This is a genomic window from Carnobacterium gallinarum DSM 4847 (assembly GCF_000744375.1).
Classification (GTDB): Bacteria; Bacillota; Bacilli; order Lactobacillales; family Carnobacteriaceae; genus Carnobacterium; species Carnobacterium gallinarum.
The window spans coordinates 1,039,014-1,065,648 of the sequence record NZ_JQLU01000005.1 but is presented as its reverse complement, the minus strand read 5'-3'; the positions used below and the strand labels follow the sequence as shown (position 1 = coordinate 1,065,648).

At 34.1% G+C, this 26,635-nt stretch carries 30 protein-coding genes; 25 read left to right on the top strand and 5 right to left on the bottom strand.

Going from position 1 to position 26,635, the window contains the following annotated elements; genetic code table 11:
* The first annotated feature begins 208 nt into the window (after positions 1-208).
* Positions 209-724: a hypothetical protein gene (locus BR43_RS09795; RefSeq protein ID WP_034561558.1), complete on the top strand. Its 516-nt coding sequence runs from the start codon at positions 209-211 to the stop codon at positions 722-724.
* Positions 725-784: 60 nt separating this feature from the next.
* Here the strand turns inward: BR43_RS09795 and BR43_RS09790 are convergent, their stop codons facing one another.
* Both BR43_RS09790 and BR43_RS09785 read right to left on the bottom strand, forming a co-directional pair.
* Positions 785-1,435 (bottom strand): CatB-related O-acetyltransferase, encoded by a 651-nt coding sequence (locus BR43_RS09790; RefSeq protein ID WP_034561557.1) that lies wholly within the window; start codon positions 1,433-1,435, stop codon positions 785-787.
* A gap of 201 nt (positions 1,436-1,636) precedes the next feature.
* Positions 1,637-3,232, bottom strand: coding sequence for a WD40/YVTN/BNR-like repeat-containing protein (locus tag BR43_RS09785; RefSeq protein ID WP_034561554.1), 1,596 nt, complete (start codon positions 3,230-3,232; stop codon positions 1,637-1,639).
* 427 nt (positions 3,233-3,659) lie between these two features.
* Between BR43_RS09785 and BR43_RS09780 the strand changes: the two genes are divergently transcribed.
* From BR43_RS09780 to BR43_RS09680, 24 genes are all read left to right on the top strand, one after another.
* Complete coding sequence (locus tag BR43_RS09780) at positions 3,660-4,511, top strand: sialate O-acetylesterase (protein WP_211252921.1); 852 nt, start codon at positions 3,660-3,662, stop codon at positions 4,509-4,511.
* Positions 4,508-5,032 (top strand): PadR family transcriptional regulator, encoded by a 525-nt coding sequence (locus BR43_RS09775; protein WP_034561551.1) that lies wholly within the window; start codon positions 4,508-4,510, stop codon positions 5,030-5,032. The genes BR43_RS09780 and BR43_RS09775 overlap by 4 nt, the downstream gene beginning before the upstream one ends.
* A gap of 449 nt (positions 5,033-5,481) precedes the next feature.
* Positions 5,482-5,652 (top strand): hypothetical protein, encoded by a 171-nt coding sequence (locus tag BR43_RS19905; protein ID WP_157463990.1) that lies wholly within the window; start codon positions 5,482-5,484, stop codon positions 5,650-5,652.
* Between the two features lie 264 nt (positions 5,653-5,916).
* On the top strand, positions 5,917-6,156 hold the full coding sequence (locus BR43_RS20455) for a hypothetical protein (RefSeq protein WP_245617854.1): 240 nt from the start codon (positions 5,917-5,919) through the stop codon (positions 6,154-6,156).
* 252 nt (positions 6,157-6,408) lie between these two features.
* Positions 6,409-6,795 carry a DUF1310 family protein gene (locus BR43_RS09760; RefSeq protein WP_034561545.1) on the top strand — a complete coding sequence of 129 codons (387 nt, stop codon included), beginning with the start codon at positions 6,409-6,411 and terminating at the stop codon, positions 6,793-6,795.
* Positions 6,795-6,962: a hypothetical protein gene (locus BR43_RS20190; protein WP_169741039.1), complete on the top strand. Its 168-nt coding sequence runs from the start codon at positions 6,795-6,797 to the stop codon at positions 6,960-6,962. Before BR43_RS09760 ends, BR43_RS20190 begins: the two co-directional genes overlap by 1 nt.
* Before the next feature lie 210 nt (positions 6,963-7,172).
* Positions 7,173-7,553: a DUF1310 family protein gene (locus BR43_RS09755; protein ID WP_034561543.1), complete on the top strand. Its 381-nt coding sequence runs from the start codon at positions 7,173-7,175 to the stop codon at positions 7,551-7,553.
* Positions 7,554-7,555: 2 nt separating this feature from the next.
* Positions 7,556-7,720: a hypothetical protein gene (locus tag BR43_RS20185; RefSeq protein WP_169741038.1), complete on the top strand. Its 165-nt coding sequence runs from the start codon at positions 7,556-7,558 to the stop codon at positions 7,718-7,720.
* A gap of 210 nt (positions 7,721-7,930) precedes the next feature.
* On the top strand, positions 7,931-8,320 hold the full coding sequence (locus BR43_RS09750) for a DUF1310 family protein (RefSeq protein WP_034561541.1): 390 nt from the start codon (positions 7,931-7,933) through the stop codon (positions 8,318-8,320).
* Positions 8,313-9,563 carry a hypothetical protein gene (locus BR43_RS20450; RefSeq protein WP_034561539.1) on the top strand — a complete coding sequence of 417 codons (1,251 nt, stop codon included), beginning with the start codon at positions 8,313-8,315 and terminating at the stop codon, positions 9,561-9,563. The genes BR43_RS09750 and BR43_RS20450 overlap by 8 nt, the downstream gene beginning before the upstream one ends.
* Positions 9,563-9,931, top strand: coding sequence for a hypothetical protein (locus BR43_RS09740; RefSeq protein WP_034561537.1), 369 nt, complete (start codon positions 9,563-9,565; stop codon positions 9,929-9,931). Before BR43_RS20450 ends, BR43_RS09740 begins: the two co-directional genes overlap by 1 nt.
* The gene (locus tag BR43_RS09735; protein ID WP_245617853.1) at positions 9,928-10,206 is read left to right on the top strand and encodes a hypothetical protein; all 279 of its coding nucleotides are present in this window, start codon (positions 9,928-9,930) and stop codon (positions 10,204-10,206) included. Before BR43_RS09740 ends, BR43_RS09735 begins: the two co-directional genes overlap by 4 nt.
* 54 nt (positions 10,207-10,260) lie before the next feature.
* Entirely contained in the window at positions 10,261-10,563 is a 303-nt protein-coding gene (locus BR43_RS09730) for a hypothetical protein (RefSeq protein ID WP_034561536.1), read from the top strand.
* A gap of 497 nt (positions 10,564-11,060) precedes the next feature.
* Entirely contained in the window at positions 11,061-13,862 is a 2,802-nt protein-coding gene (locus BR43_RS09725; RefSeq protein WP_034561535.1) for a sigma-54-dependent transcriptional regulator, read from the top strand.
* Positions 13,863-14,013: 151 nt separating this feature from the next.
* Positions 14,014-14,511 carry a PTS sugar transporter subunit IIB gene (locus BR43_RS09720; protein ID WP_034561534.1) on the top strand — a complete coding sequence of 166 codons (498 nt, stop codon included), beginning with the start codon at positions 14,014-14,016 and terminating at the stop codon, positions 14,509-14,511.
* 133 nt (positions 14,512-14,644) lie between these two features.
* On the top strand, positions 14,645-15,637 hold the full coding sequence (locus BR43_RS09715) for a mannose/fructose/sorbose PTS transporter subunit IIA (RefSeq protein WP_034561532.1): 993 nt from the start codon (positions 14,645-14,647) through the stop codon (positions 15,635-15,637).
* Between the two features lie 29 nt (positions 15,638-15,666).
* Positions 15,667-16,470, top strand: coding sequence for a PTS mannose/fructose/sorbose transporter subunit IIC (locus tag BR43_RS09710; protein WP_034561530.1), 804 nt, complete (start codon positions 15,667-15,669; stop codon positions 16,468-16,470).
* Positions 16,471-16,492: 22 nt separating this feature from the next.
* Positions 16,493-17,425 (top strand): PTS system mannose/fructose/sorbose family transporter subunit IID, encoded by a 933-nt coding sequence (locus tag BR43_RS09705; RefSeq protein WP_034561529.1) that lies wholly within the window; start codon positions 16,493-16,495, stop codon positions 17,423-17,425.
* Between the two features lie 122 nt (positions 17,426-17,547).
* Entirely contained in the window at positions 17,548-17,925 is a 378-nt protein-coding gene (locus tag BR43_RS09700) for a DUF956 family protein (protein WP_034561527.1), read from the top strand.
* Positions 17,926-18,647: 722 nt separating this feature from the next.
* A complete protein-coding gene (locus tag BR43_RS19900) occupies positions 18,648-18,824 on the top strand; it encodes a hypothetical protein (protein ID WP_157463988.1) in 177 nt (58 codons plus the stop codon).
* A 236-nt stretch (positions 18,825-19,060) separates the two neighbouring features.
* Positions 19,061-20,548, top strand: coding sequence for a sensor histidine kinase (locus BR43_RS09695; RefSeq protein ID WP_034561525.1), 1,488 nt, complete (start codon positions 19,061-19,063; stop codon positions 20,546-20,548).
* Entirely contained in the window at positions 20,545-21,237 is a 693-nt protein-coding gene (locus BR43_RS09690; protein ID WP_034561523.1) for a response regulator transcription factor, read from the top strand. The genes BR43_RS09695 and BR43_RS09690 overlap by 4 nt, the downstream gene beginning before the upstream one ends.
* Before the next feature lie 15 nt (positions 21,238-21,252).
* The gene (locus BR43_RS09685) at positions 21,253-22,320 is read left to right on the top strand and encodes a hypothetical protein (RefSeq protein ID WP_034561521.1); all 1,068 of its coding nucleotides are present in this window, start codon (positions 21,253-21,255) and stop codon (positions 22,318-22,320) included.
* 157 nt (positions 22,321-22,477) lie between these two features.
* Positions 22,478-23,464: a DUF4822 domain-containing protein gene (locus tag BR43_RS09680; protein ID WP_034561519.1), complete on the top strand. Its 987-nt coding sequence runs from the start codon at positions 22,478-22,480 to the stop codon at positions 23,462-23,464.
* Between the two features lie 68 nt (positions 23,465-23,532).
* Here the strand turns inward: BR43_RS09680 and BR43_RS09675 are convergent, their stop codons facing one another.
* The 3 genes from BR43_RS09675 to BR43_RS09665 all read right to left on the bottom strand — a co-directional run bounded on the left by BR43_RS09675 (position 23,533) and on the right by BR43_RS09665 (position 26,579).
* Entirely contained in the window at positions 23,533-24,192 is a 660-nt protein-coding gene (locus BR43_RS09675; protein ID WP_034561516.1) for a hypothetical protein, read from the bottom strand.
* A gap of 145 nt (positions 24,193-24,337) precedes the next feature.
* The gene (locus tag BR43_RS09670; protein WP_034561514.1) at positions 24,338-24,814 is read right to left on the bottom strand and encodes a zinc metalloprotease; all 477 of its coding nucleotides are present in this window, start codon (positions 24,812-24,814) and stop codon (positions 24,338-24,340) included.
* A gap of 1,204 nt (positions 24,815-26,018) precedes the next feature.
* Positions 26,019-26,579 (bottom strand): cysteine hydrolase family protein, encoded by a 561-nt coding sequence (locus tag BR43_RS09665; protein WP_034561513.1) that lies wholly within the window; start codon positions 26,577-26,579, stop codon positions 26,019-26,021.
* Between the last annotated feature and the right edge of the window lie 56 nt (positions 26,580-26,635).

Sequence of the window (26,635 nt, the reverse complement as noted above, 5' to 3'; positions counted from 1 at the left end):
GAAGAAAATGAAATAAAAAAAGTTAGTTTGGTTGTTGTTTTGGTATGAGTTAAGTATAGCCAGAAAATATGAAGAAAGTATGCCGAAATTGGTAAAGAAGTTTGATAAAATGATGGAATTTTTTAAGTTTCTTTAAATATTGTATTAGAGCCTTGTTTAGCTACATGAATGAGGGGTATAATTAGCTTATAAAAAGGAGGAGTAATTAATGAAAAAATGGACATTTTTAGTTATTTTAGCATCGGCAGGACTTTTAGTGGGTTGTTCAAATGGAGCTAGCAATTCTGATACAAGCAATAGCAATAATTCATCGAGTTCATCTTCAGTTTCTTCTAGCAATAGTAGTAATGAATCATCTAGTAAAAATTCTGAAGCTAGCGTGCAATCATCTGAAGTTAGTCAAGATTCAAGTAGTGTAGCGTCTTCATCTTCATCAAGCAGTGTAGCAAGTAGTGTAGCGCCTTCATCTTCATCAAGCAGTGAGGCGAGTGGAACAATTACTAATCAAGACGAAGCTATTGTAAGAATAAGAGAAGCTGAGCCTACGTATAAAGATGAAAACGAGTTTATCATTAAATTTTCTCAAATGGTTGAGAGTGATTATTTATTCTCGATCACAAGTCAATCAATTAAAAATCAAGGTGGATCTGGGACTGTTGGATTTTATCGCGTAACACCAGCGGGTCAAGTGACATTGACCGATTCGTCAGGAACAGCCTTGTAATATAAATAAACGATGCTAGAATGTCAGATTATCTGAATATTCTAGCATCGTTTTATTTTTTTAGCCGTTTATATTTTCTTGATAGTAGTTATATAGTTTTGCAATTGAGCCACTCATTAAGATAGATTCAGCTTGTGTAATTTGCTGAAGGGTCCAATCAAACCAACGTATTTCTAATAATAACTCAATTTCTTTTTTAGAAAATCTTTTTTTGATGGAAGTCGCTGGATTTCCTCCTACTATTGTATAGGGTGGAACGTTTTTTGTCACAACCGATCCAGCAGCAATAATTGCCCCTTCACCAATTGTGATTCCAGGCATAATCATAGCATTCATTCCGATCCATGCATCACTTTTAATAACGGTGTTGCCCTTTGGTAGATAGGACTGTTGAATATGATTTGCGAAAGGATAGACCGTAATCCAATCAGGGTGATGATTGTGATTGCCACCCATTAATATCGTTGCCCCACTGGCAATGCAGACATAATTACCAATAATCAGTTTATCCATTTCCCAGCTAAAATCTTTTATTGGATTAAATAAATCTTTGGTTTTTTTGTCGCCCCATAGATAACGAACACAGCCGTCTTCAAAATCTTGATTATCGTAATAGCCAGAGTAATAAGAGAATTCTCCAACTTCAATAAGTGGATTAGTGACGATGTCTTTCAAATATTTGGTTTCAGACCAATTGTTAAAATGCTTCATAAAATAAATGTCCTCGCTTCTAAGTTTAGTGTATTTTGGGCTTAGAAGCGTAATCCCGTAGCAACATTTTTTATTTTTTTCAAACGACGAACCATGTATATTCCTCCTCGTAGCGTGTTCTTATCTTATCATAAAAAAGAAGAAAATACATACTCGAAAAAAACCTTCTAAATTATGAAGGATAATTTAGAAGGTTTGGTATTAATTTGTATGTTCAATTTGAGATATAGGTTGTACAAATGTCCAAGTTTCGCCGCCATCAACAGATCTAAAGAGACACGCAAACATCTTTCCTATATCAATATTTTTGGTTTTCACTAAGTTGAATTTAGCTTCAAGAGTGCTGGTGCTGGTTGCTGTTACTTCGTAAGGGGATTGGAAAATATCTAACCCTTCTGTTGAGTAGTCATCAGGTACGTTAATCAAGGATTGGCTGAACGTTCGTCCATAATTATTTGTATAGTAAAGAGTTGTTCGAGTTGCTATAAATCCTAAAGATTGGGATAGAAAGCTAGCGTTTTGAATCGGCTGGCTAATTGATGTACTGTTGCTTTTGCTCCAAATTTCCCCGTAATTGGCAGTAGTATAGAATGTAATATTTTCAGAAGACATGCCATCAGGACCAGGAGTAGAAAAAATAGCGACACCAGCACCGTTAGCAAAAAATAGCGCTTTTCGATAGCGAATTTTCCCAAGATTGTCATCAATACTACTTTTCTGCCAATTTTTTCCATTGTCAGTTGAAGATAGCAGGTAAACAGCCTTATTATCAGGTGAATATAGGAACCATGAAAAATTGCGCGAGACTTCATAAGTTTTATCCATCCAATAACCAAGAGAAACTTCGCCAGTTGTTAGTGTGTAATCACCACCTCGTAGCCAGCCTGCTTTAATCGGAATGAACTGCCAATTTGTACCAGAGTCAGTTGTCATATACAGTTCATTTGTTTTTTTGTCAAAATATAAATTATTTACAGCGCTGATTTTATTTATGGGAGCTTGAACTATTTGAACGGTTAAGTCACCAGATTCAGTGGTGTTGGGTTTAGTGGTATTCATTTCATTTGGATTGAATTTATTAGGAGTTTGCCCTTGGGTTTTAGTTGCATTATCCCATTCATTAATCGTGATTGTATGAGTCCCATAATAATAAGCGCTTATTATTCCTATACAAAGGCAAATACTGGTTAAAATTAGGCTGTTTTTAGTCCAACTTCCTCTTTTTTTAGTATCATTAGGTAGAGGAATAGGATCATTGTCTAAGATGAAAATCCTAGTTAAAAAAGTTCCGACTATAAATGGTGTTTGTCCAATCATGATTTTTTTCCCATCAAGAGTCATTGTTAAAAGATGGCAAGATTTTTTTTTAATGGGAATATTTTTTTGCTTTTTACTTGATTTAGCAGAAGATACATAATAATAATCAGTATCTTGCCATAGTGGTGTTAAATCCATAATTTTAATGACATGCTTATCCAGCCAATTTGTAAAGTTCGTTGAAATCAAAAAAGATTTTATTAAAATAGTTAGAAAGAGAATGATACAGATTAAGCTAATAAAGGCACCAATAAAAATAGAAAAATGATAAAGATTATTAAGTCGATAAAAATAACTGACTCTACCATTTAAGAATTGAAAATGACGAAAAGTCAGTGTTGCAATACCAAAAAAGAAAATTGTTGTAATTAAAAAAGTAAAGCTGAGCAGTAATAATAGCTGCTTATATCCTTTTTTATAGTGCTGGATAATTTGTTTCTTAGCAGATAGCAATTCAATAATAAAAAGTTCAGCATTCATTGATTAAGCCCCTCTGTAGTTTAATGTAGGTGAATTTAGTTAAGTATAGTACGAAGGGAATGCTACTACAACCTTATTTCTATAAATTAAAGATATCTTTATTATTCTTCAAACTGAATAAAAAAGCCACCTGATGGAGAGTCAGGTGGCAAAAAGGAGTTGCCATAACCCTAAAGTATCCTTTAGAACTATGACGTTCATTACACTTTGGAGGAGTTGTAATGAAAAATGAAATGAAAAAAGTTAGTTTGGTTGTTGTTTTGGTATGAGTTAAGTATAGCCAGAAAATATGAAGAAAGTATGCCGAAATTGGTAAAGAAGTTTGATAAATGAATGTGCAAAATGAATTGACAAATAGTCTAATTAGACTATAATGGGTTTGTTGGTCTAATTAGACTATGTGAGTTTTTAGAATGGAGTGAAAATAATGAAATCTTTTTTAATGATAGGACAATCGAATATGGCAGGTCGTGGATTTGTACAGGATGTTCCGCCAATATATAATGAACAAATCAAAATGCTGCGTAATGGTAGATGGCAAATGGCAGATGAACCAATTAATTATGATCGAAGTGTCTCAGGTGTGAGTTTAGCAAGCTCTTTTGCAGCGGCATGGTGGAATCAGCATCAAGAAGAAATTGGCTTAATTCCTTGTGCTGAAGGTGGAAGTTCAATGGATGAATGGGCAATCGACGGAATTTTGTATCGACATGCTATTCGTGAAGCTCAATTTGCAATGGAAACAAGTGAACTAGCTGGTATTTTATGGCATCAAGGGGAAAGTGACAGTTTTGGTGGGAAATATCAAGAATATTACCAAAAACTTCTAACTATTTTTACTCAGCTACGAAAGGATTTAAATGCACCGAATCTGCCAATTATTATCGGTGGGCTTGGAGATTATCTAGGTCAGAGTGGATTTGGAGCAATGTGTACTGAGTACAAAGAAATCAATGAAGTGTTGAGACGATTTGCTTTAAATGAAGAGAATTGTTATTTTGTTACTGCTGAAAATCTAACAGCCAATCCAGATGGTATCCATATTAATGCGATTTCTCAACGGAAATTTGGGCTGCGTTACTTTGCGGCATTTGATCAAATGCAGGATATTTTAATCCCTTTGGAGAATGAAGAGAGGGCGCCTAAGATTGATGAAAATCGGGAGCGTACAATAAATGAAAAAATCTATATGATTAGCTATGATTTTGCATTAGGAAAAATAGATTATGAGGATTTTATTGCTAAATTTCAAGTGATTCAGGCGAGTGCCGAAGCATGATTCCATTGTTAATTTTAGGTTTATTAAAAGAACATCCGGGAACATATGGATATGAGTTGTTATCTTTGATGAAAGACCGTAACTATAAGTATGTGGTTAACTTTACGAAGGGTTCATTTTACTATAATTTACAGCAAATGGAAGAAAAAGGATTGATTCGACGAGTGGACGATGAAGTAAAGCAGTCCAAAGAAACACATAATTATATCATTACTACGTTGGGTGATCAGGAATTTCAGAAGTTGATGTACAAATATGGTTCTCAAACAGACTATGTGAATTTATCTTTTTATGCACCGATGCTATTTGAAGAACATTATAATAGTAAGGAATTTGAAAAATTAATTCAAATTCAAATGGAGCAAACGCAAGAAAAAATTACTAATTTGGAAAAAACGTTGGAACATCGGGGAACGGTCTTGCCTAGTTTTGCTAAAATGTTGGAAAATTCTTTAGCGCACCATTTGGTGAACTTGAAGTGGTATGAAGAATTATTGCGAGAAGTGAAGGAAAAAGGCTAAATAAAAAAGCTACCTGATGGAGAGTCAGGTAGCAAAAAGGAGATGCCATGGTTCTGAGTAGTACTCTGGAATCATGGCCTTCATTACACTTTGGAGGAGTTGTAATGAAAAAATGAAAAGTTAGTTTGGTTGTTGTTTTGGTATAATGAAAGTATATCCAGAAAATGTGAAGAAAGTATGTTGAAAGTAGTAAAAAAATTTGAGAAAATTATGATGAATTTGTTAAAAGTTAGACTATTTATCTATAAATGTGTCAACAAGTGGATTGTGTCATCTAGAATGAATGTTTTGAAGAATAGTTGTCAGAAATTTCAGACAAGAACTACAAAAGATTAGAAAATGATTAGGAAAACAGTTGGATGAACTGATTTAACGTGCTATAGTTTAAGTAGAAAATGCATTCAACTAGTGTGAGGTTTATATAGGGGAGAAAAAGAGGAGGAGAGTCAGTGACTAAAAGGCGAAAGGAAGATCGGATTTCTACAGGTATTGAAAGTGCCCGTAGAACAGTGGAGGGAATGCCCGGTGGAGATCCGACTAGTCGGACTACATGGAAGGATACTCTTATTTTAATAGCTATTGTGATTGTGTTGGGTGTAGTTTATCTCGTCTTGAAGTAGGCTTTTTGTCTTGTACGGATAGACTATTGATTCAATGAAGCTAAGAGTGAAAAAATAAATGTTGTCAATTAAAAATCCAGTCTAAGTACCATTTTAAAATGGACTTTACTGGATTTTTATGATGATTGGAATATAGTTTAGCCTGAATAATTCATACTTTTTATAAAGGGCTGAATTTTGCCAATCTTCTATTTCGTTTTATAGTCAATGGTTCTTTTTCTCAATCCTACTCTTCTAAATGAGCTAATTTCTTTTTGCTAACGGATGAAATTCAAGGAAAACCTCATTTTGGGCGCACTCATCTTAGGAATGGTTACCGATTTTTTTAATTACCCAATGAACACTGCAGTACCTGAATATTTTGTAGAATCCGATAAAACAAGTTCTGGAAAGACATCCTTTAAGGAATTGGTAATGATGAATTCATGTCTAAAAAGCAATGCACCTGCTTCTCTGGTTGATTTTATGCAAATCCTTCTGATTCTTTTCCACGCCTTTGCTTGATAAGTGGTGTTATAGTAATGAACTTTTTTCTTAGCTCACTTGTGATTATCCTTAATGGTAATGAATTGCTCAGCTTACTATTGGATTTTAAGCGGAGTGTATACCACAAAGTTCATATAATTCAGGTGTTGCGAATCCACTATCTGTATGAATTATTCAGGTTAGCTACGTTTTTATTAAGAAACTAGTAGATTAGATTGTTTTTTGAATAACTTGTGTGGTTTAATTAAACTAGGCAAAAGGAGGATGTAATTGAAAAATAAACTGATTTTACTTATTGGAATTATAGTTATTGTTTGTGTAGGAATTGGAGGAAAGATAGTTATGGATTCAAAAAAAATACAGGAAGAAATGATAGCGGTTGTTAAAAGCGATGGAGCAAAGCAAGTTTTTGAAAATGGTTTGAAAAATTTAGATCAGAAGGCGTTGACCCCAGAAGGTGTGATTCAATCTTACGAAATTGATTATGATAGCATTGAGCACAATCCTATGGGTGGGATAAATGTTACTCTACTAGCTAATAAAAAAAATGATTTATATGTATTTTTTACACTAAATAAAAATAATGAAAATATATTGGTTGATGATGGTGGTGGAAATTCTTCAGAGTTAGAAAAACTACTGGAGGATAAAAATTAATGGGTAAGAGCTATACGGATGAACAACGAGAAGATATTGCTAAGCAAGAGTATAAGCCCTATAAAGAATCAGATCCAGTTAAAATTGGAAAAGAAAAAGATATAGTTGGCTACGTTTCTCAAATAAATGATAAATCTACAGGTGAACAATCTTTTGTCATCTACTGAAACGTTAAAAAATGCCCAAGTTTATGTTTATGGACACTCGTTAGTTTGATTGTTGTTTTACTGTGTGGGTATAGTGGGAAGAAATGGAAATAATAAAAAAATAATTGTATACAAGTTAATTGGATATTTTTTTATTAAGAAATTAGTAGATTAGATTGCTTTTTGCATAACTTGCGTGGTTTAATTAAACTAGGCAAAAGGAGGATGTAATTGAAAAACAAACTGATTTTACTTATTGGAATTATAGTTATTGTTTGTCTAGGGATTGGAGGAAAGATAGTTATGGATTCAAAAAAAATACAGGAAGAAATGATAGCGGTTGTTAAAAGCGATGGAGCAAAGCAAGTTTTTGAAAATGGTTTGAAAAATTTAGATCAGAAGGCGTTGACTCCAGAAGGTGTGATTCAATCCTATGAAATTGATTATGATAGCATTGAGCACAATCCTATGGGTGGGATAAATGGTATTATTATAGTTAATAACAATAAAAATCTATATATTTATTTCAATTTGGATAAAGATAATGACGAGTATAATAAAGCAATTATCTCTGGTTATTCTTATGAACTAGACAAAAAGTTAGGAGGTTAAAAATGAGTAATTTATATACAGATGATCAAAAAGTTCAGATTGCAAAAAAAGAATATGACCCTTTGAAAATTAAAGATAAAGTAGCAATTGATAATATGACTTCTGTTGGCTACGTTTCTCAAATAAATGATAAATCTACAGGTGAACAATCTTTTGTCATCTACTGAAACGTTAAAAAATGCCCAAGTTTACGTTTATGGACACTCGTTAGTTTGATTGTTGTTTTACTGTGTGGGTATAGCGGGGAGAAATTAAAATAATAAAAAAATAATTTCATACAAGTTAATTGGATATTTTTTTATTAAGAAACTAGTAGATTAGATTGCTTTTTGAATAACTTGTGTGGTTTAATTAAACTAGGCAAAAGGAGGATGTAATTGAAAAACAAACTGATTTTACTTATTGGAATTATAGTTATTATTTGTCTAGGAATTGGAGGAAAGATAGTTATGGATTCAAAAAAAATACAGGAAGAAATGATAGCGGTTGTTAAAAGCGATGGAGCAAAGCAAGTTTTTGAAAATGGTTTGAAAAATTTAGATCAGAAGGCATTGACCCCAGAAGGTGTGATTCAATCTTACGAAATTGATTATGATAGCATTGAGCACAATCCTATGGGTGGGATAAATATCACGCTAATTATCAATAAAGACAACAATTTAACGGCAGAATATAATCTTGAAAAAAGAAACGAACAAATAGAAGGCGACGGAATCAATTTATCTGGAGTTCTTACAAAAAAAATAGATGGTGAGTCCTATGAGTAATATCTATACCGATAAAGAAAAAATGAAAATAGCAAAAAAAGAATATGAAAACTTAAAGTTAGGTGGAAAAGTTACAATAAATAATGGAAAAAAAATAGTTGGCTACGTTTCTCAAATAAATGATAAACCTACAGGTGAACAATCTTTTGTCATCACAGATACATATGTTCCCACGACATTCTCATTGGAAGAACGTTCTCAAGTAAAAGAAATAATAATTCTTTATCGAGGTTCTACGTCTCCAGATAAAATCACTACAGAATTTTCAGATGTCTATAAAGATTGGATGGTAAATGATATTAGTTTAACTAGCCAAGTTATGGGGACTGTTCAAGGTAAGCCAACGCCTCAATTAGTGTCATCTGCCGAAACGTTAAAAAATGCATTAGCATTATATCCAAATGCCCAAGTTTATGTTTATGGACACTCGTTAGGATCAATGAATGCACAATATTCACTTGCAGATTTGCCTGAAAGTTCTCTTTCTAGAGTAGGTGGAGGGTACTTTTATCAAGGTCCTAATCTGTACTCGACCTTAACGCTACAGCAGCAAAACACCGCTGATAGATTAACAGTATTAAATAAATTGTACAATTATGTTGATCCAAAAGACTTAGTTCCTATTGGTTATGGTGCAGGAAAACCAACAGTTGGTCATTCTATTTATGTATCGTCAAAAAAAGTAGGGGCTGTTGATCAGCATATGTGGGGTGGCTATCAGTACGATAAGCATGGAAATGTATTAACCGATAAAAAAGGCGCAATTGAATTGGCAAAAGCTAAAGTGAATCATGAGCTTGAGGCTCTTTTTGCGCTTAAAAAAAAGTTTATGGCTACTGGTGGTGGAAAATTATCTGCTTCCCAAGAAGTTTTTTTAGATTCTGCTGAAGCCTTGTCTATTATTGAAGGAATGAAACAAACCGTCAAACATGACATTTCTGAGCTGAAAAAAATCTATGTAAAAGGTATCGAAAATGCTGGAACCTTATGGAAAGAATCTTTGGAAAGTGCCAGAGAGGTAGGGGCGCATTTGTCAGAGATAGAAATGATTGAGGCCTTAGCTAACGGTGGAGCGACTGTATCTACTATTGTTGGAAAACCAATAACAGAATATGATGATTCGCTACAAAAATTGACTTTAATTGAAGAAAAGTATGACACGCTGCTTGTACAAATTACCGAATCAATAGCTACACAATTAAAAATGGACCAAGAGTTAGCAAGCCAGTTAGGAAGTGCGTAATGGACGAAAAAATAAAAGTGATTAAAAAATTAGACGAACTGGAAACAGACTACAAAAAAGGAATAAAGCTGATAGACGGAACAATAGATGAAGCATTACAAGAAAAAACTCACTTTCAAAGAGGGATAGAGGAGCTTGGAGATTATGTAAGCTATCTGTTTCAAAAGCAAGAATACCGGGATTCACTGGACATACGCCAAGCCTATCAGATGCTTGAACATGCACAAGAAGATGGATTTATGGTTGTGAAAAACACTCGTCAAAAGTTGGAAGATGAACAAGAGGATCTTTCGGCCCAGTATCAAAAAAGACGGAATTTTTATGAGGAAGACTTAACGTTGCTAAAAAGAAAGGAAACGATTAAATGATTGGCGATATGATCGACATTATGAAAGAATCTTTATTAGATATTCGTAAAAATCTTGAAAAAAGTTTGATCCGTACATTTATTGCAAGTCAGAGTTATGCGACTTCTGAAAATAGAAAACGAATGCTAGAACAAATAAAAGAAACAAAATGTGAAGAATTGAAAAGTAACAGCACAAGCTATTTATCAAGCTTCAGCACTTCTGCAAAAGGCGAATGGGTTAAAAAAGTAAAAAAAGCATTTAAAGAATCCTCAAAACAGTTTGACCAGCTATAAGAACACTTGAATCTGTTACTAGTTCAAGGGGAAATAGTGAAAGGATGAAGCATTATGACAAAGAAAAGAGTTCCTCCAGATATTCTTGAAAAAAATTGGAAAGGAATAAGACCGCAATTAACTCAACAAATTCTGAAAGAGAATCCTGACAAACCACTTGAAGTCATGCGAGCAATGAAGCAAATAGACGAGATTAACCATCAAATGACTGGATTAATAAGAGATACATTTGCATACGTTGATATGGTGACTGATATGATCCAATATCATGAAGCTACGCTGCAAAGTCAACGTCTTCAACAAGAAAAAAGTAATAAAGTTAATAGAATATCTATTGAAAAGAATAGAAACTTGTAAAAAGGTGTATATTGGACAGATGTCAATAAAGTAGAGCCAAAAAGAGATACAATTTAGATAGAGTCAAAATTGTATTTCTTTTTCATTTGGAATCGTCATGTTATTTGCTGAATGAGGTCGTTTTGAATAGTTGGTTTAAGTGACTTGAGTTTAGGTTTCGCATATAAAAATGATAGGTTAGCTGTAGTTTATCTCGTCTTGTACGGATAGACTATTGATTCAATGAAGCTAAGAGTGAAAAAATAAAATTTGTTTAATTAAAAATCCAGTCAAAGTACTATTGTTAAATGGACTTTGACTGGATTTTTATGATGAGTAGAATATAGTTTTAGTTAATTCATTTAAGATGAATTTGTTATTTATATAATAATATTTAGCCAATAAATGGTATTACAACAAATTATTTTAACTATTTATAAAGTTATGATAGGATAGGAGTGAGATTGAATAAAGTCAGGGATAGGCAAGAAGGTATCTAAAAAGAGGGTGGAGAAAAGGTGAAGCGGATTGAGAAAATCTATCTATATGTTAGCCAGAAATCAAAAGAGTTAAATATGGACGAAGTAGCATCTGGTTCTGCTGGTGTGACAACAAATGAGGTAGCGGAATCTTTTGGTATTCAACGTTCCAATGCCAGTAAGGATTTAAATGAACTTGTGAAAGATGGTTTATTGGCTAAAATCGAAGGTCGACCGGTTCGTTATATTGAGAGTGGGCTTGTCACGAAATCAACACCTAAATTAATAAAGCTCAGTCCACGAAATACTCAAAAAGCCAATGAACCAACAGATATTTTTCAAAAAGTAATTGGGGTAAATGGAAGTATGAAAGTTCCAATTGAACAAGCAAAAGCAGCGATTCTCTATCCACCTAAGGGTTTGAATTGCTTGATAACTGGCGCAACAGGTTCAGGAAAGACTCATTTTGCTCATATTATGTTTGAGTTTGCGAGGGATAGAGGGTTGATTAAGGGTCCTCAGGAATTAGTGGTTTTTAATTGTGCAGATTATGCCCATAATTCAGAACTGTTAATGAGTCATCTATTCGGTTATGCTGCTGGGGCATTTACTGGAGCTACGAAGGAAAAGGATGGACTGATTGCTCTTGCAGATGGCGGGATGCTCTTTCTAGATGAGATTCATCGATTGCCACCAGAGGGTCAAGAGATGATTTTTTATTTTATGGATAATGGTCGCTACAATCGCTTAGGTGAAACGGCGAAGGAGCGTCAGGCGGATGTCCGCATTATTTGTGCGACAACGGAAGATACGAGTTCTTATTTATTGAGTACATTTGTACGAAGGATTCCTATTAACATTCAACTTCCAGGTTTTAATCAACGTCAAACTAAAGAAAAGATTGATCTAGTTAAGTTAATGGTAGGAATTGAAGCAGAACGAATTCAACGGAAAATTTTGTTAACAGAGGATGTAGTAAAAGCTTTAATTGGCAGTGTTACTTACGGCAATGTTGGGCAATTAAAATCAAATATTCAGTTGATTTGCGCCCGAAGTTTTCTAAGCCATATGGATAAAGAAGAGATTCTGATTACGTTAGAGGATTTAACTGAAGAAATCAAGATAGGTTTAAGTCAATTAGCGAATGATCGCCAATTTTTAGCTGAGTTAGCTCAAGATTTAGAGCCGGTTATGGAAGTTTTCCCTGATCAAAATTTACTGCGTCCGTTAGTAGATTCCTATGAATTGCCTTACAATTTATATGAAATCATTGATGAAAAAGCCGCATTGCTGAAGGACGACGGTGTCGATCAAGATTCTATCAACCAATTTATTATGACGGATATTAATGTTCATTTAAAATCCTTCTATAAAGATCATCGATTAACATTTGATATTGAGAAAAAATTGGCTGAGATTGTAGAGCAAAAAGTGATTGATTTAACGAAAAGGATATATGAGGTAGCCAAAAATAAGCTGAATGATACCTTTCAAGTGAATTTTATTTACGCTATGAGTTTGCATATTAGTTCTTTCTTAAAACGTCATCAGCTAGATAACCAAGGAGAGCTGAACAGCAACGATAGTATTAAGAAAATGGTTGAAAAATATCCGGCAGAGTATGAAGTCGCTTTAGACATTAAGGGCTTAATTCTGGAAAGCTACCAGATTGAAATTCCTCTTGAAGAAGTTGATTATTTAACAGTATTACTCGTTTCTTTGAAGAAGGAAAAGGCTACTGGGCGCATTGGAATAGTTGTTGCGGCTCATGGAAATAGTACGGCTACTAGTATGGTTCAAGTTGTTAGGCAGCTGTTTGGAAGTGATAATTTGGTGGCGGTGGATATGCCTGTAGAGATGAAACCTCGAGTTGCACTAGAAGAAATTATTAATGCCGTTGATGCTGTTAATAGTGGGAGTGGTGTTATTTTATTAGTAGATATGGGATCGCTAGGAACTTTTAGTGAAGAAATCCATCGTCGAACCGGGGTTCAAGTCCGAACAGTGGATATGGTTACAACGGCTTTAGTTTTAGAAGTTGCCAGAAAGACAGAGTTGTTAGATACTGATTTAGATGTTCTTTTTCAATCGTTAAAGAGTTTCCGTGGGTACAGTAATACAGTGGATCAAGATGAAAATCCAGAAAAAGTTGTTTCAACACAACACTTAAAGAAGGCGATTGTTGCTATCTGTGCCTCTGGAAAAGGTACAGCTCAGCGAATGAAAAAGGTGATTGAGAAGTATCTAGATGAGGCCGGTGAAAAAGAGTTAGAGGTGTTACCTATTTCAATTGTTGAGATGGATACAGTCCTAAAAGAATTACAAACGAATTATCAATTAATTGCAGTAACTGGCATTGTCGATCCTCAGATTGGCGTTCGATATATACCAATGGAGTTGTTATTTTCAGGTGAAGCAAAATACATTTTACAAGAATTGATATTGGATGCAGATAATCAATTTGAACCCGTTGTTTTAGACGAAAAACAGTCTTGGCAAATTTGTGAAGATTATTTACGAAATAACTTTGTTTTTATTAATTCAGAAAAAGTGATGGAACCTTTTTGGGAGTTTACAATGGAAGTAACTTCAGTGTTTCTTGAAGAAGTGAATCAAGCATTTACGATTAATATGATGATGCATTTGGGAGGTATGGTTGAGCGGGTTTTAAGGCAAGACTATTTAACAGTTCCTGAAGATCAGATCGAGATATACCAAACAAAAGAGTTTAAACAAGTCGAAAAAATCGTTGAAATAGTGGAAGATGCGTTATTAATTAAGATTCCTCAAGAAGAAGTGTATTATTTAGTGCAGATTATAAACAATACACTAGATGCGTAGTTAGAATAGTGTATCCTTTACAAAGGATACACTATTTTTTTGTTTTTAAATCGCTATTTTATCAGTGTTTATTAACGATACACTAAAGTTGGCACGGAAATTGCTTATATATAATGTGGACAACAGAATATATTAGAAAGAAGGGGTTCTGTTGGGAATTGATATTCGTTTAGTAAGAGTTGATGATCGATTGATTCATGGTCAAGTCGCTACTGTTTGGGCAAAACGATTAGACATTCAACGAATTATAGTCGTTAGTGATGCTGTAACTAAAGATAATTTACGCAAAACTTTGTTGCAACAAGCAGCGCCACCAGGAATTATGGTCAATGTCATTACGGTTGCTAAAATGATTGAAGTCCATTCAAACCACTTATTCAACGATGTTCGAGTGATCTTGCTATTTACAAATCCAGTAGAAGTTTCAGAAATAGTCAAGGCAGGAATTCATTTTCCATCAATTAATATTGGTGCAATGGGATACACGACCGGTAAGAAAATGATATCCAATACAATTGCTGTGGATGCTACTGATTTAGAGGCTTTTAACTATTTAGATGGGCAAGGAATTGAGCTAGAGATTCGTAAAGTCATTACGGATAGTAAGCAAAGTTTGATGGAAATGTTGAAAAAAGCTAAACTTCAATAGCTTAAAAATAAAAAGGAGAATTGAGAGGAGGCGGTTGTTCTAGAGATGGAGCAAACTGTTAAAAAATAGATACAGTCTTTTGATAGAGTGTATTTATTTAAAAGAAAAGAGAATTTATTTAGGAGGTAGAGAGATGGTAGGAATTATCCTAGCAAGTCACGGAGAATTTGCTGAAGGCATCTTGCAATCTGGCGCAATGATCTTTGGCGAACAAGAAAATGTTAAGGCAATTACATTAATGCCGAGTGAAGGTCCAGATGATGTAAAAGCAAAAATGCAAGAAGCAATTGCATCTTTTGATAATCAAGACGAAGTATTATTCTTAGTCGATCTATGGGGTGGAACACCTTTCAATCAAGCAAATACATTGTTTGAAGAGCACAAAGATAAGTGGGCAATTGTTGCTGGTATGAATTTACCAATGGTAATTGAAGCCTATGCTTCTCGTTTTTCAATGACGTCTGCGCATGAAATTGCTGCACACATTCTTGAAACAGCAAAAGAGGGCGTTCGTATTAAACCTGAGGAGTTAGAACCTCAAGAAGCAGCAGCTAAACCAGTTGAAGATGGTCAACCAAAAGGATCACTTGCTCCAGGAACAGTTGTTGGTGATGGCAAATTGAAATTAGTCTTAACGCGTGTGGATTCTCGTCTATTACATGGACAAGTTGCAACAGCATGGACAAAATCAACTTTACCAAACCGTATTATCGTTGTTTCAGATGCAGTTGCTAAAGATGAATTGCGTAAGAAATTAATCGAGCAAGCTTCACCACCAGGAGTTAAGGCAAATGTTATTCCAATTAGCAAAATGATTGAGATTGCAAAAGATCCTCGTTTTGGTAATACAAAAGCATTGCTATTATTTGAAAACCCACAAGATGTTCTTAAAGTAATTGAAGGTGGCGTAGAAATTAAAGAAGTTAATGTTGGCTCAATGGCTCACTCAGTTGGAAAAGTTGTTGTAAGTAAGGTTCTTTCTATGGGAGCAGATGACGTTGCTGCATTTGAAAAAATGGAAGAAAAAGGCGTTAAGTTTGATGTTCGTAAAGTACCGAATGATTCAAGCGCAAATATGGACGAAATTCTTAAAAAAGCGAAGGCTGAACTAGCTAACGCAAAATAAAGACACATTAAATCAAACAGGAGGCTATTATGTCTATTATATCAATAATTTTAGTAATTCTTATTGCTTTTCTAGCCGGTATGGAAGGGATTTTAGATGAATTTCAATTCCATCAACCACTAGTAGCGTGTACGCTTATCGGTTTAGTAACTGGTAATTTAACGGCGGGTATCGTTCTTGGCGGAACACTTCAAATGATTGCACTTGGTTGGGCAAATATTGGAGCAGCCGTAGCACCAGATGCTGCATTAGCATCGGTTGCATCAGCAATTATTTTAGTATTAGGTGGACAAGGTGTTAAAGGTGTTCCATCAGCAATCGCAATTGCAGTACCACTTGCAGTTGCAGGTTTATTCTTAACAATGATCGTTCGTACTCTTGCTGTTCCAATTGTTCACATGATGGATAAAGCAGCAGAAGAAGGCAATATCAGAAAAATCGAAATGTTACACATTCTTGCAGTATGTATGCAAGGGATTCGTATCGCAATTCCTGCAGGAGCACTTTTATTTATTCCAGCAGAAACAGTACGTTCATTCTTAGAGTCAATGCCTGCATGGTTAACTGAAGGTATGGCAATCGGTGGTGGTATGGTTGTTGCCGTTGGTTATGCGTTAGTTATCAATATGATGGCAACAAAAGAAGTATGGCCATTCTTCATTATCGGTTTCGTAGTAGCTGCAATTTCTCAATTAACACTGATTGCACTTGGTGCGTTAGGTATCGCATTAGCTCTTATTTACTTGAACCTTTCTAAAATGGGTGGTTCTTCAAATAGTGGCGGTGGAGGAAGCTCTGGCGATCCACTCGGTGATATCTTAAACGATTATTAATCCAGAAGGAGGAGAAAGAGAAATGGCAGAAGAAGTTAGATTAACAAAAGATAGAATTGAATTAACTAAAAAAGATCGTTTAGCTGTAGCATGGCGCTCTACGTTTATCCAAGGTTCTTGGAACTATGAACGTATGCAAAATGGCGGTTGGGCATTCTCAATGATTCCAGCAATTAAGAAATTATATACAAGTAAAGAAGATCAATCGGCAGCATTAAAACGTCACTTAGAGTTCTTTAATACTCACCCATATATCGCTTCACCAATCCTTGGAGTTACTTTAGCGCTTGAGGAAGAACGCGCTAATGGAGCACCAGTTGATGATGTAGCTATTCAAGGGGTTAAGGTTGGTATGATGGGTCCTTTAGCTGGTGTTGGTGATCCAGTATTCTGGTTTACTGTACGTCCAATGTTAGGAGCTTTAGGAGCATCATTAGCAATGGGTGGTAACATTCTTGGACCAATTATTTTCTTCGTAGCGTGGAACTTAATTCGTTGGGGATTCATGTGGTATACGCAAGAATTTGGTTACAAAGCCGGTTCTAAAATCACAGAAGATCTTTCAGGTGGATTATTACAAGATATCACAAAAGGTGCGTCAATTCTCGGAATGTTTGTACTGGCAGCGTTAGTACAGCGGTGGGTATCGATTAAATTCCTACCAGTTGTATCGGAAGTTAAATTAGACAAAGGTGCCTTCATCGAATGGGATAAACTTCCAAACGGCGGAGTAGGTATCCAAAAAGCCTTTGAACAAGTAAATTCTGGGATGGCTCTTTCAGATACTAAAGTAACAACTTTGCAAAATAACTTGGATCAATTAATTCCTGGTTTGGCTGCGCTTCTGCTTACATTCTTCTGTATGTGGTTGCTTAAGAAAAAAGTTAGCCCAATCGTTATTATTCTTGGTTTATTCGTAGTCGGCGTGCTTGGTCACGTAATCGGACTTCTATAAGCAAAGATAAGAATGTGATAAAGGTGGTTGGAGATGATTGTCTCAGCCACCTTTTTTATTGGCTTAATTGGTAATTCAACGTATAATGAAGACAATAAGATAAAGGAAATGGAGTGGATAGTATGGTTCAATCACTGAATACAAAAGTAGATTTAACAATTGATGCTACTGCATTTACGGGGCTGACAGATTATGGAACAATTATGATTGGCGATAAAGGCTTTGAATTTTATAATTCTCGAGATTCAAAAAAATTCATTCAAATTCCTTGGGATGAAGTCGATCAAGTCATTGCTTCAGTGATGTTTAAAGGTAAATGGATTCCACGTTATGCGATTAAAACAAAGAAAAATGGGACATTTACGTTCTCTTCGAAAGAACCTAAAAAAGTATTGCGAGCAGTTCGAGAATACGTTGATCCAGCACATATGGTACAGTCTTTAAGTTTCTTTGATGTGATTAAACGTGGGTTTATGGCGATAGGCAAAAAGAAATCTTGATTATGAATAGTTAGAAAATCGTATCCGTAGGTGTTAGTGTATTGCTATCATGAAAGGATAGGATTTTTTTTTGATTTTTTCTATTATTTTTTATATAGAGTGATTCAAAGAAATAAAATTATGTATTATTTATGTTCTTAATAAAAGTTCATTTAACCTTAATTGTTCGTGATGAAATTCTGAAAGTCTTATGACCTCAATGCAGACAGGTCTTTTCAAGTAGTTTTAAGTTGCATCTTTTGGATGTGAATTGAAAAAATTAACAAAATTAATCATATATTGGGTTAAACAGAGCTTTAACTTATTTTATGAATAATTCAGGTTAAAACGCTTAAAATGTAACTACTAAATTAAGGTAAAGAAGGTTTTACATTAAAATGAAAAGCACGAAAAATAGAATAATGGCTAAGATGTTTATGAATAATAGTGTCATTAAGTAATAATATGAATATAGGTGCACTTGCATCTGCTATTGCTATCGGTCGGGGTCTGTATGACGCAGGAAGATATGCTGCAAAACAGTGTGTTAGTAGAGGTTGGTTATCTCGTGCTCAATACAAAAAAATTCTAAACAAATTTATTGGTCAATAGTTCCAGCATATGGTTTTCCTGGAGCTAACGGTTTCGATGATTACATGTATAACAGATAAAATAGTAATTTTATTCATTTATTGTTATAATTTAGATAGAATATTTTTATTATTAGAAGGAGGAATGCTTAAATGAATGTTTTTAAAGCTTTCTTTTCTTTGATGCTTAATAATTGGGATATGATTGCTATTTTTCTGTTAAGCGTAGCGGTGGTGTCTACAGGTATGATGCAAAGTAGTCAAAAAAAAGAGTTAGATATTTTAGAAAAAAAAATCAAACTTTTAGAAGAAAAAGAGAAGAGTATTTAATTAAGTATTTTTCTAGTTAAAAGAATTATTTCGATTCCTTAAAAAGAAATTGAAACAATTCTTTTTTGCTTTACTTCGAAATTTTTTGATGAAAAATATAGTAAGTTTGTGTCGATTGAGTTGTTTAGTTTAATTTGTTCATTTTTTTTTAAGAATTAGTTTATCGCATGTTTATATTCCTTTGGTATAATAGTATCTATATCAGATAAAAAGCATGTTCATATGGAGGTTGCAGAATGACGATTAAGAAACGGTTTTTCATTTCATACATAGGAGGTATTTTAGTAGCGATTATTTCAATGCTATTGATTATCTCATTGGCTTTTTATGTGACTACTGGAAGCGTTCCGAATGTTACAAGTATTTATAAATTAATGACCAAAGAGCGTTCTTTATCTAGTGAGGAAGAAGAGAGTTTTGTGTTATTAAAGGATATTATTAAGACTTCACCTGAATCAATAACAGCTCCTTTAACTGGAGATTTAAAAGATTCCATTGATTATATCGAAAGCAAGGATTTAGAAGTCGTCATCAGAAAAGATACAGGATTTCCATATTATTCTTCAAACTTAGTAGAAAAATCATTGGTTGCACATGCGCCAGAATTTGAATTGAATAATCTAGAAACATTTGGGACTTTAGATAATGCAGGTCAGCTTTTTAGATATATAAAGTTTGATTTTCGTTATGAAGATGGAGATTTAGGTTCATTTTTCGTTTTAAAAAGAGAAGATAATTTAACTGAATTCTTAACAAATTGGGGTATTTGGGTGATTTTATTAATTATTGTGATCTCTTTGCTAAGTACATGGTATTTCAGCTATCAGTTAACAAAAACGACTATCCGACCACTTGAAGAATTGGAGCAAGCTACGGATAAGATTCGCCGAAGTGAGTTTGAATTATCGGATTTGGAAAGTTTTAAGGACGACCATACAATTCATGAAGTTAAGCTATTGCAAGAACGATTTACGCAAATGGGTGAGGAATTGAGGGCATCCTATTTAAAACAACAGAAATATGAAGAGAATCGCAAAGAGTTGATTGGCAATATTTCTCATGATCTGAAAACGCCGATTACTTCTATTATTGGTTATGTTGAAGGATTAAAAGATGGTGTTGCCAATACAGAGGAAAAACGTGAGCGTTATTTAGAAATGATTCATAAAAAAGCGATTAATTTAAATGAATTGATTGAAGAGCTGTTCTTATATTCAACGTTAGATTTGGATGGGATTTCATTTCAATTTGAAGAAGTTTCTTTTATTCCCTTTATTACGCATGTCTTAGAGGAGTACCAATGGGCTGAAAAAATCCAGTTAACAACGAATTTTCCGAAAGATGAATCAGTTATTTTAATGGATCGAATTCAGATGAGCCGGGTTATTTCTAATTTAATAGAGAATGGAATTAAATTTGAAGATACCAATAAAACGGGATTAGAAATCGCAATTGATATTGAAAAGAGTCAAGATTATTTAACGTTATCTATTAAAGACAATGGTGTTGGGATTGAAGAAAGTCAGTTGATGCATGTGTTTGATCGCTTTTACCGGGAAGATAAATCTAGAACGCCGATGGTGAAAGGATCAGGTTTGGGTCTGAGTATTGTGAAGCAGATTATTGATCAACATGAGGGACATATATCTATTAATAGTAAAAAATACAGTGGCACAACGGTGAAAATAATGTTGCCAGTGAAAAAGGATGTGGCAGAAAAATGACTAAGGTTTTGATTATTGAAGACGACCACAGCATTGCTAGTCTGCAAAAAGACTATTTGGAGATTAGTGGTATTGAAGCAGAGATTGTGGTGGATGGTAAGGAAGGTTTGACGAAAGCCTTGAGTGAAGAGTTTGATTTGATTGTTGTAGATGTGATGTTGCCGAGTATGAATGGTTTTGACATTTGTAAGGAGATTCGCAAAGAGAAACAAATTCCCATCTTAATTATCTCTGCAAAAAATGAAGATATTGATAAGATTCGTGGTTTAGGTATTGGGGCGGATGATTATATGACGAAACCTTTTAGTCCCAATGAGATGGTAGCTCGAGTTCAATCCCATATTAAACGGTATCAATTGTTAACGAAGCCGCAGAATGAAGCGAACACTCTTATTGAGCGAAAAGGACTTGTGATTGATAAGGATGCGCGAAAAGTTTTTATTTTGAATGAAGAATTTTTCTTTACTACAAAGGAATTTGATTTGCTGCTTTTTCTGGCGGAACATCCTAATCGAGTGTGGAATAAAGAGCAACTATTTCAACAAGTGTGGGAAGTTGAGGCTTATGATACAGATGTCTCTACGGTAGTTGTGCATATTAAAAAAATTAGAGAGAAAATTAAAAACGGACATTTATCGGACTCACCGATTGAAACAATTTGGGGTAGTGGGTATCGCTTTAATGTTTAGATCAGGGAGGAAATTATGAAAAAGAGTACTTATTTAGTTGTATTAATGAGTTTGGTATTAGTTGGATGTGGAAATGCTGGTGATACGGCATCTTCGAGTTCTAGTGTGGAAGTGAAAAAAGTCGTGGTTAAAAATGATCCAGTGGTTCAATCGTCTGAAGTTTCAGAATCAGTAGGTAGTGGGGAATCTGAATCGGTTGTAACGCCTAATGAATTGACCTATGATCAGCATGAATATACTTATGATGTGGTAACTGGGGCAACTCAAACAACCTTTGGCTCTAACCCAGCACCTAAATATTCTAAAGAGGAAAAACTAAGTAAAATGTTTTGGTCAAATCAGCCACCTTTAGGTTTATTAGAAGGTTACTACTATCGAAATGAAGGGCTATTTGATGGAGGCAATAATGGGGTTGTAGAGATTGTAACAGCGAAAGATGATGCAAAAATTTTGAATGTTGAGTTTACTGAATTTGCGAGTGATCATTATTATGAATCTCGTTATTCAGGAGTTAATAAACGTCTGTCAGACTATCCGTTTTTCCAAGCAGATAATCCAAGAACAGATGACACGCTAGCAACAGTTGTAAATGGAATAACATTTTTAGAAAAACAAATGAGAGACGAAAATCGAGTGACAGGTAATTTTGATACTGTTAACGGTTCATCTACATCTGCAAGACGTGGGTTCATGCCACTTGCTGCGGCAATGGATGATTGGATTAGAAAACCGTATGAATCAGAATATATGGGATATGCAGAGGAGTTAGAAAACGGGTTGATTGGTCGTTTGCAAGTGGTGACGACTGATGGTAAAATAACGGATGCTTCATATGATGAGTATTTTGCTGATACTCCTGAAAAAATGACGGATGAAGCTTTGAAACCTTACTATCGTCAATCAAAATATTATTCATTGTCTTACAACCAAGCAACAAATAATGAGTTTGTAACTTTTGCAGATAAATTAACGAGTGAGATTGTGGGACAACAATCATTGGTAATTGAGGATCCGGAATTAAAGGGACATCCTGCGTATGCAACTTATGAAAAAATAGCTAAACAAATGAAGATAGAAGAATAGAAAAATTTACCTTGAAGATGGATAATTTGCCATATTCAAGGTTTTTTTTGTTTTTCGAGGAATTTGTTTAGTAAGTTTTAATAGCCAGTTTATAGAATGTTTATATTTGGTTGTTATAATTATATTATAAATAAAATTAATAAAAAGGAGAGATAGTATGAATAAGAACTTGATGGTTAAAATGACAATGACGATAGGTATGGGTGCGCTTTTAGTTGGGTGTGGACCAAAAGCAGAGACAGCAGAACTAGAATCTGCAAGTGTAGTAAGTGAAAGCAAAGGTAAAAATACAGATTCAACGAGTGAAGCAACGAAAGAAGTTAAAACTAAAGGTGAAGAGTTCACCGCTACTTTAGGAATGACAAATTGGCAGGGGACAGTCGTTCAAGATAAAGACGGCAATGACTTAACTGCTGAAAATACTGGATTCATTGGTTTAGCTAAATATGATGGCGAAACTGGACGTTATGAATTTTTTGATAAAGCAACAGGTGAAACTAGAGGGGATGAAGGGATTTTCTTTGTTACAAATGATGGCACGAAACGTATTTTAATCTCTCAATCAAATAACTATCAAGCGGTTGTTGGCATCACAGAACTAACTAAGGATAAATTCACCTATAAACGTATGGGCAAAGATAAAGCAGGCAATGAAGTTGAAGTTTTTGTGGAACACGTTCCTTATAGTGAAAAAGAACTAGCCTTTACAAATGCTGCTCCGGTTTTAGATACAACAACTGGTCCAATTGAAACGGCGATTGAAGGTTCTGTAATTCTAGGGAAAACATTATGGAATGGAACGAAAGTTATTGATGAAGCAGGCAATGATGTGACGGAATTTAATAAAGGTTTTATTAGTCTAGCAAAATTCAATAAAGACGATAATCGCTATGAATTCTTTGATTTAACAACAGGTCAAACTAGAGGTGATTTTGGTTACTTTGACGTGATTAATAACAATAAAATCAGAACACATGTATCAATTGGCGCGAATAAATATGGTGCAGCTTTGGAATTAACTGAATTGAACAAAGATAAATTTACGTATAAACGTATGGGTAAAGATAAGGATGGTAAAGAAATTACAATTTTTGTAGAACATGAACCTTATAAAGGTGAATTTAAACCGGAATTTACGTTTTAAAGAATAAATTCAGGCTATGTATTTTTTTAAATACATAGCCTGAATATTTATATTTTTATGATAAGTATTTACTCTTCTGCAACGATTTCATTAATTTCTTCGTTTATACTTATAACTTGTTTAGCTAAATCGGAGTCAACGGGTAGCTCTTCAAGCGGAGTTTCATTGACTTGTTCATAAAATTCGGTATCTTCATTTTTTTCAAAACGAGATAAGCTTATTGCTAAAAAATCATAATAAGGATAGTCCAATTTTCTATATTCATCTGAGATTAAAGCTAGATATCCGACTAATTCTGTTCCAACTTCTGAAGGATGGGTATGATTAAATTCTGTGAAAACCTCTTCATCTAATTCTACCTCGCTCATATCTGGAAATTTTTCATTTAATCCTTGTTGCCTTTTAGTTACGTAACCTCCAGCTTGATAAATAACGACTTGTTGTCCAACTAAACTAGGATCACCATATAGAACGTCATTAACTAAAACTACTAATCTTGTGTTACCATCAGCTCGTTCTAATTTTTCATCTATATCAATGCGTGAATTACTTTCAATAACAACACCTTGGATACCAATTGTTGAGTTTAGTTCTAACGTTTTTATATCATCCAAACTATCTGTAAATGCAGAAATTTCAACTTTTTCAACGTTGGATAAATCATTAGATTGTAGTTCTCTTTCTTTCTTTGCCTGATTTAAAGCAGATGTATACTCATCTTTGTCCATTTTAGTCCTTTTATTATCTACGTTAGTTTCTGCAATTGGGCTATTTGTACTCGACAAGATACTGCTTGATGATTTTGTCGATTTAGCATTGCTACAACCTGTAAAAATAAAGCAATTGCTTTTTTCATTCGGTCACCTCTTTATTTTATTTGTATAAGAAATTAATTCCTTGAAGTTCACTTGCTACAGGCCCTGTAGGCATTGATGGATGATTTTTTCCAAACATTAATTTTCTAACAGAGTCGGGATTATGGTCTAATCCAAATGCATGTCCGATTTCATGAGCCATAGATCTCATTCTTACGGTTTCGTTACTTGCAAAATATAAAGGGGTGATTTCTACTTTTGCCCAAGCCCAATGTCTAGAGCCTATGGGTATTACTTGTGTACGGCTATTCCAATGAGTTACCCAAGCATAAGTATTTGGTCTACTAGTCAAAGCTTTCTCAAAATCCATTAAACTACTAGGTTTATTACCTGTGCGTCTATAAGATATTGGAGTATAAATTCCTGTTCCGTTACTATTGACCCATTTGCTCATAGCTCTATCAATAGTTCCGGTAGCATTTGCTACATTTGGGTCAACATAGTAATACTGAGTGTTTTTTCCATAATTTCCCACACCGTTAGATAGCCTATTCTTAGCATCGAAAAAAGTTACCCATGGACGTTCAGCAGCAAAAGTTTGTTGTGTGCTATAAATAGAAAAAATGGAGAAATTAATAAAATTATCAATAGCATTCTGCTCTTTTTCATGTAATATCTCCTATATTTATATTTTTATAACAAATAAATAAAATTGTCAACGTTTTTTTATTTGTGTTTTGAGTGGAATTTATTTTTTACATGGAGAATTATGTATGGGAAGACTAATAAAAATCTATTTTCATTAACTGAAACGTAAAAAGGGAATTATTATTATATTAAAATTACTTGTATAATTAAACGAGGGGATTAAGTATGTAAAACTATGAGAGGAATTCATTTTTTATGTAGTGCAATTTGTCAAATTAAGCTAGACAATTATTTCCCATTTATGTAACTCAAAAATATTTCTAATGGCGTTTGGTCGTTTAAGGGTTGCCTTTCTACAGTCAAAGATAATTGATTTAAACAAGTTTTTAGAACGATTTTGAAGCCATTCAGTCGTTACTTTTTCCGATATCAGTGGTTTCCCAATCTGCTGGTTTTAACGGGATAAGAACTTCTGAAAGGCGCTCAACTAGCGTAATGATGGTACTTTTATGATGAATGCCAACAATTATGTAGTATTCTAAATGCCTAAATTCCTGCTAGAATTCAGGATAGTCAGTGACTCGTTCTGAAGTAGTGCATTTAAATGCTGGTTTTCCATGACACTTTTTATATCCATTGGATTTTCGTTCCTCTTTCCCTTTCATGGGTAGTTTTGTGACATCAAATTGCGTGACTTTAAACTTGCGATAGAGTGTTCTAACAGAGCGTGGAATAGAGGAAGCAGTTCAACTAATAATGACATCAGGTACCCAGATTTGGGAACCCATGATTTGAACGTAGTTATGCTGATTCGTAGGTAAAACAATACGTCATTTACTATAACGTGTTTTATTTGTATTGTTGGTAATTTACTGGTAGGTTCTCCTGATTTAAAAAGTTGTAAAAATTAATTGTAGATAGTCTGCCTAGAATGTTTCAGATACTTAAATGCTACTGGAACAGGCTGTTTCATTTTGGAATAAGTTTCTATCGTCACGAGTTCATTTAGTGTAGATGAGTATAAGTCATTGATCATCACTCTTTATAATTCTTTGGTCAGAACTATAAAGAGTGTAGCACAAATGATTTATTTAGTTGTCCAGCTTAATGTTGCTATCGGCGTAATCTAAAGTAGTAGTCACTTCAGCGAAAAATTTAAATGAGGCGCTAAATGCTGTTTTAACATCGTCAGCTTTGACAAATTGTCCGTTATATTCTAAATCTAAAGTTGCTGTGGCATCGGTGAGTACGATTGGTTGAAATCCTAACTCTTTAGCAGCTCGAGTTGTAGAATCTACACACATATGCGTCATCATTCCAGTAATAACAAGCTGGTCAACGTTCAATTTATCTAGAGTAGACTTTAAGTTTGTTTTGAAAAAACTATTTGGAAACTGCTTTTCAATAATGAGTGAATCTTCTCTAATGAGTAAATCTGAATGAAGTTCTACACCTTCAGTGTTCGCTTGGAAAAAAGCCGCACTCTCTGAACGATTAACATGCTGAATATAGACAATCGGGCAGTTTTCTTGTTGGAATTTGTGTTCCAACCTGTTGATATTTTTTAATGCTTTTTCTGGTTGAATCAATGCCATTCGTCCGCCTGTAAAATAATCATTTTGAACGTCAATTACTAGTAATGCTTGTTTCATAGATACTCACTCCTTGTTTTCATTTAATATATTCATTATAATTGACACAGTTAATT

Bases quoted from the DNA above. Each gene is read 5' to 3' on its own strand.
- BR43_RS09795 (WP_034561558.1), top strand. From the start codon at position 209: ATGAAAAAATGGACATTTTTAGTTATTTTAGCATCGGCAGGACTTTTA.
- BR43_RS09790 (WP_034561557.1), bottom strand. From the start codon at position 1,435: ATGAAGCATTTTAACAATTGGTCTGAAACCAAATATTTGAAAGACATC.
- BR43_RS09785 (WP_034561554.1), bottom strand. From the start codon at position 3,232: ATGAATGCTGAACTTTTTATTATTGAATTGCTATCTGCTAAGAAACAA.
- BR43_RS09780 (WP_211252921.1), top strand. From the start codon at position 3,660: ATGAAATCTTTTTTAATGATAGGACAATCGAATATGGCAGGTCGTGGA.
- BR43_RS09775 (WP_034561551.1), top strand. From the start codon at position 4,508: ATGATTCCATTGTTAATTTTAGGTTTATTAAAAGAACATCCGGGAACA.
- BR43_RS20455 (WP_245617854.1), top strand. From the start codon at position 5,917: ATGAAATTCAAGGAAAACCTCATTTTGGGCGCACTCATCTTAGGAATG.
- BR43_RS20190 (WP_169741039.1), top strand. From the start codon at position 6,795: ATGGGTAAGAGCTATACGGATGAACAACGAGAAGATATTGCTAAGCAA.
- BR43_RS20185 (WP_169741038.1), top strand. From the start codon at position 7,556: ATGAGTAATTTATATACAGATGATCAAAAAGTTCAGATTGCAAAAAAA.
- BR43_RS20450 (WP_034561539.1), top strand. From the start codon at position 8,313: ATGAGTAATATCTATACCGATAAAGAAAAAATGAAAATAGCAAAAAAA.
- BR43_RS09740 (WP_034561537.1), top strand. From the start codon at position 9,563: ATGGACGAAAAAATAAAAGTGATTAAAAAATTAGACGAACTGGAAACA.
- BR43_RS09735 (WP_245617853.1), top strand. From the start codon at position 9,928: ATGATTGGCGATATGATCGACATTATGAAAGAATCTTTATTAGATATT.
- BR43_RS09730 (WP_034561536.1), top strand. From the start codon at position 10,261: ATGACAAAGAAAAGAGTTCCTCCAGATATTCTTGAAAAAAATTGGAAA.
- BR43_RS09715 (WP_034561532.1), top strand. From the start codon at position 14,645: ATGGTAGGAATTATCCTAGCAAGTCACGGAGAATTTGCTGAAGGCATC.
- BR43_RS09710 (WP_034561530.1), top strand. From the start codon at position 15,667: ATGTCTATTATATCAATAATTTTAGTAATTCTTATTGCTTTTCTAGCC.
- BR43_RS09705 (WP_034561529.1), top strand. From the start codon at position 16,493: ATGGCAGAAGAAGTTAGATTAACAAAAGATAGAATTGAATTAACTAAA.
- BR43_RS09700 (WP_034561527.1), top strand. From the start codon at position 17,548: ATGGTTCAATCACTGAATACAAAAGTAGATTTAACAATTGATGCTACT.
- BR43_RS19900 (WP_157463988.1), top strand. From the start codon at position 18,648: ATGAATGTTTTTAAAGCTTTCTTTTCTTTGATGCTTAATAATTGGGAT.
- BR43_RS09695 (WP_034561525.1), top strand. From the start codon at position 19,061: ATGACGATTAAGAAACGGTTTTTCATTTCATACATAGGAGGTATTTTA.
- BR43_RS09690 (WP_034561523.1), top strand. From the start codon at position 20,545: ATGACTAAGGTTTTGATTATTGAAGACGACCACAGCATTGCTAGTCTG.
- BR43_RS09685 (WP_034561521.1), top strand. From the start codon at position 21,253: ATGAAAAAGAGTACTTATTTAGTTGTATTAATGAGTTTGGTATTAGTT.
- BR43_RS09680 (WP_034561519.1), top strand. From the start codon at position 22,478: ATGAATAAGAACTTGATGGTTAAAATGACAATGACGATAGGTATGGGT.
- BR43_RS09675 (WP_034561516.1), bottom strand. From the start codon at position 24,192: ATGGACAAAGATGAGTATACATCTGCTTTAAATCAGGCAAAGAAAGAA.
- BR43_RS09665 (WP_034561513.1), bottom strand. From the start codon at position 26,579: ATGAAACAAGCATTACTAGTAATTGACGTTCAAAATGATTATTTTACA.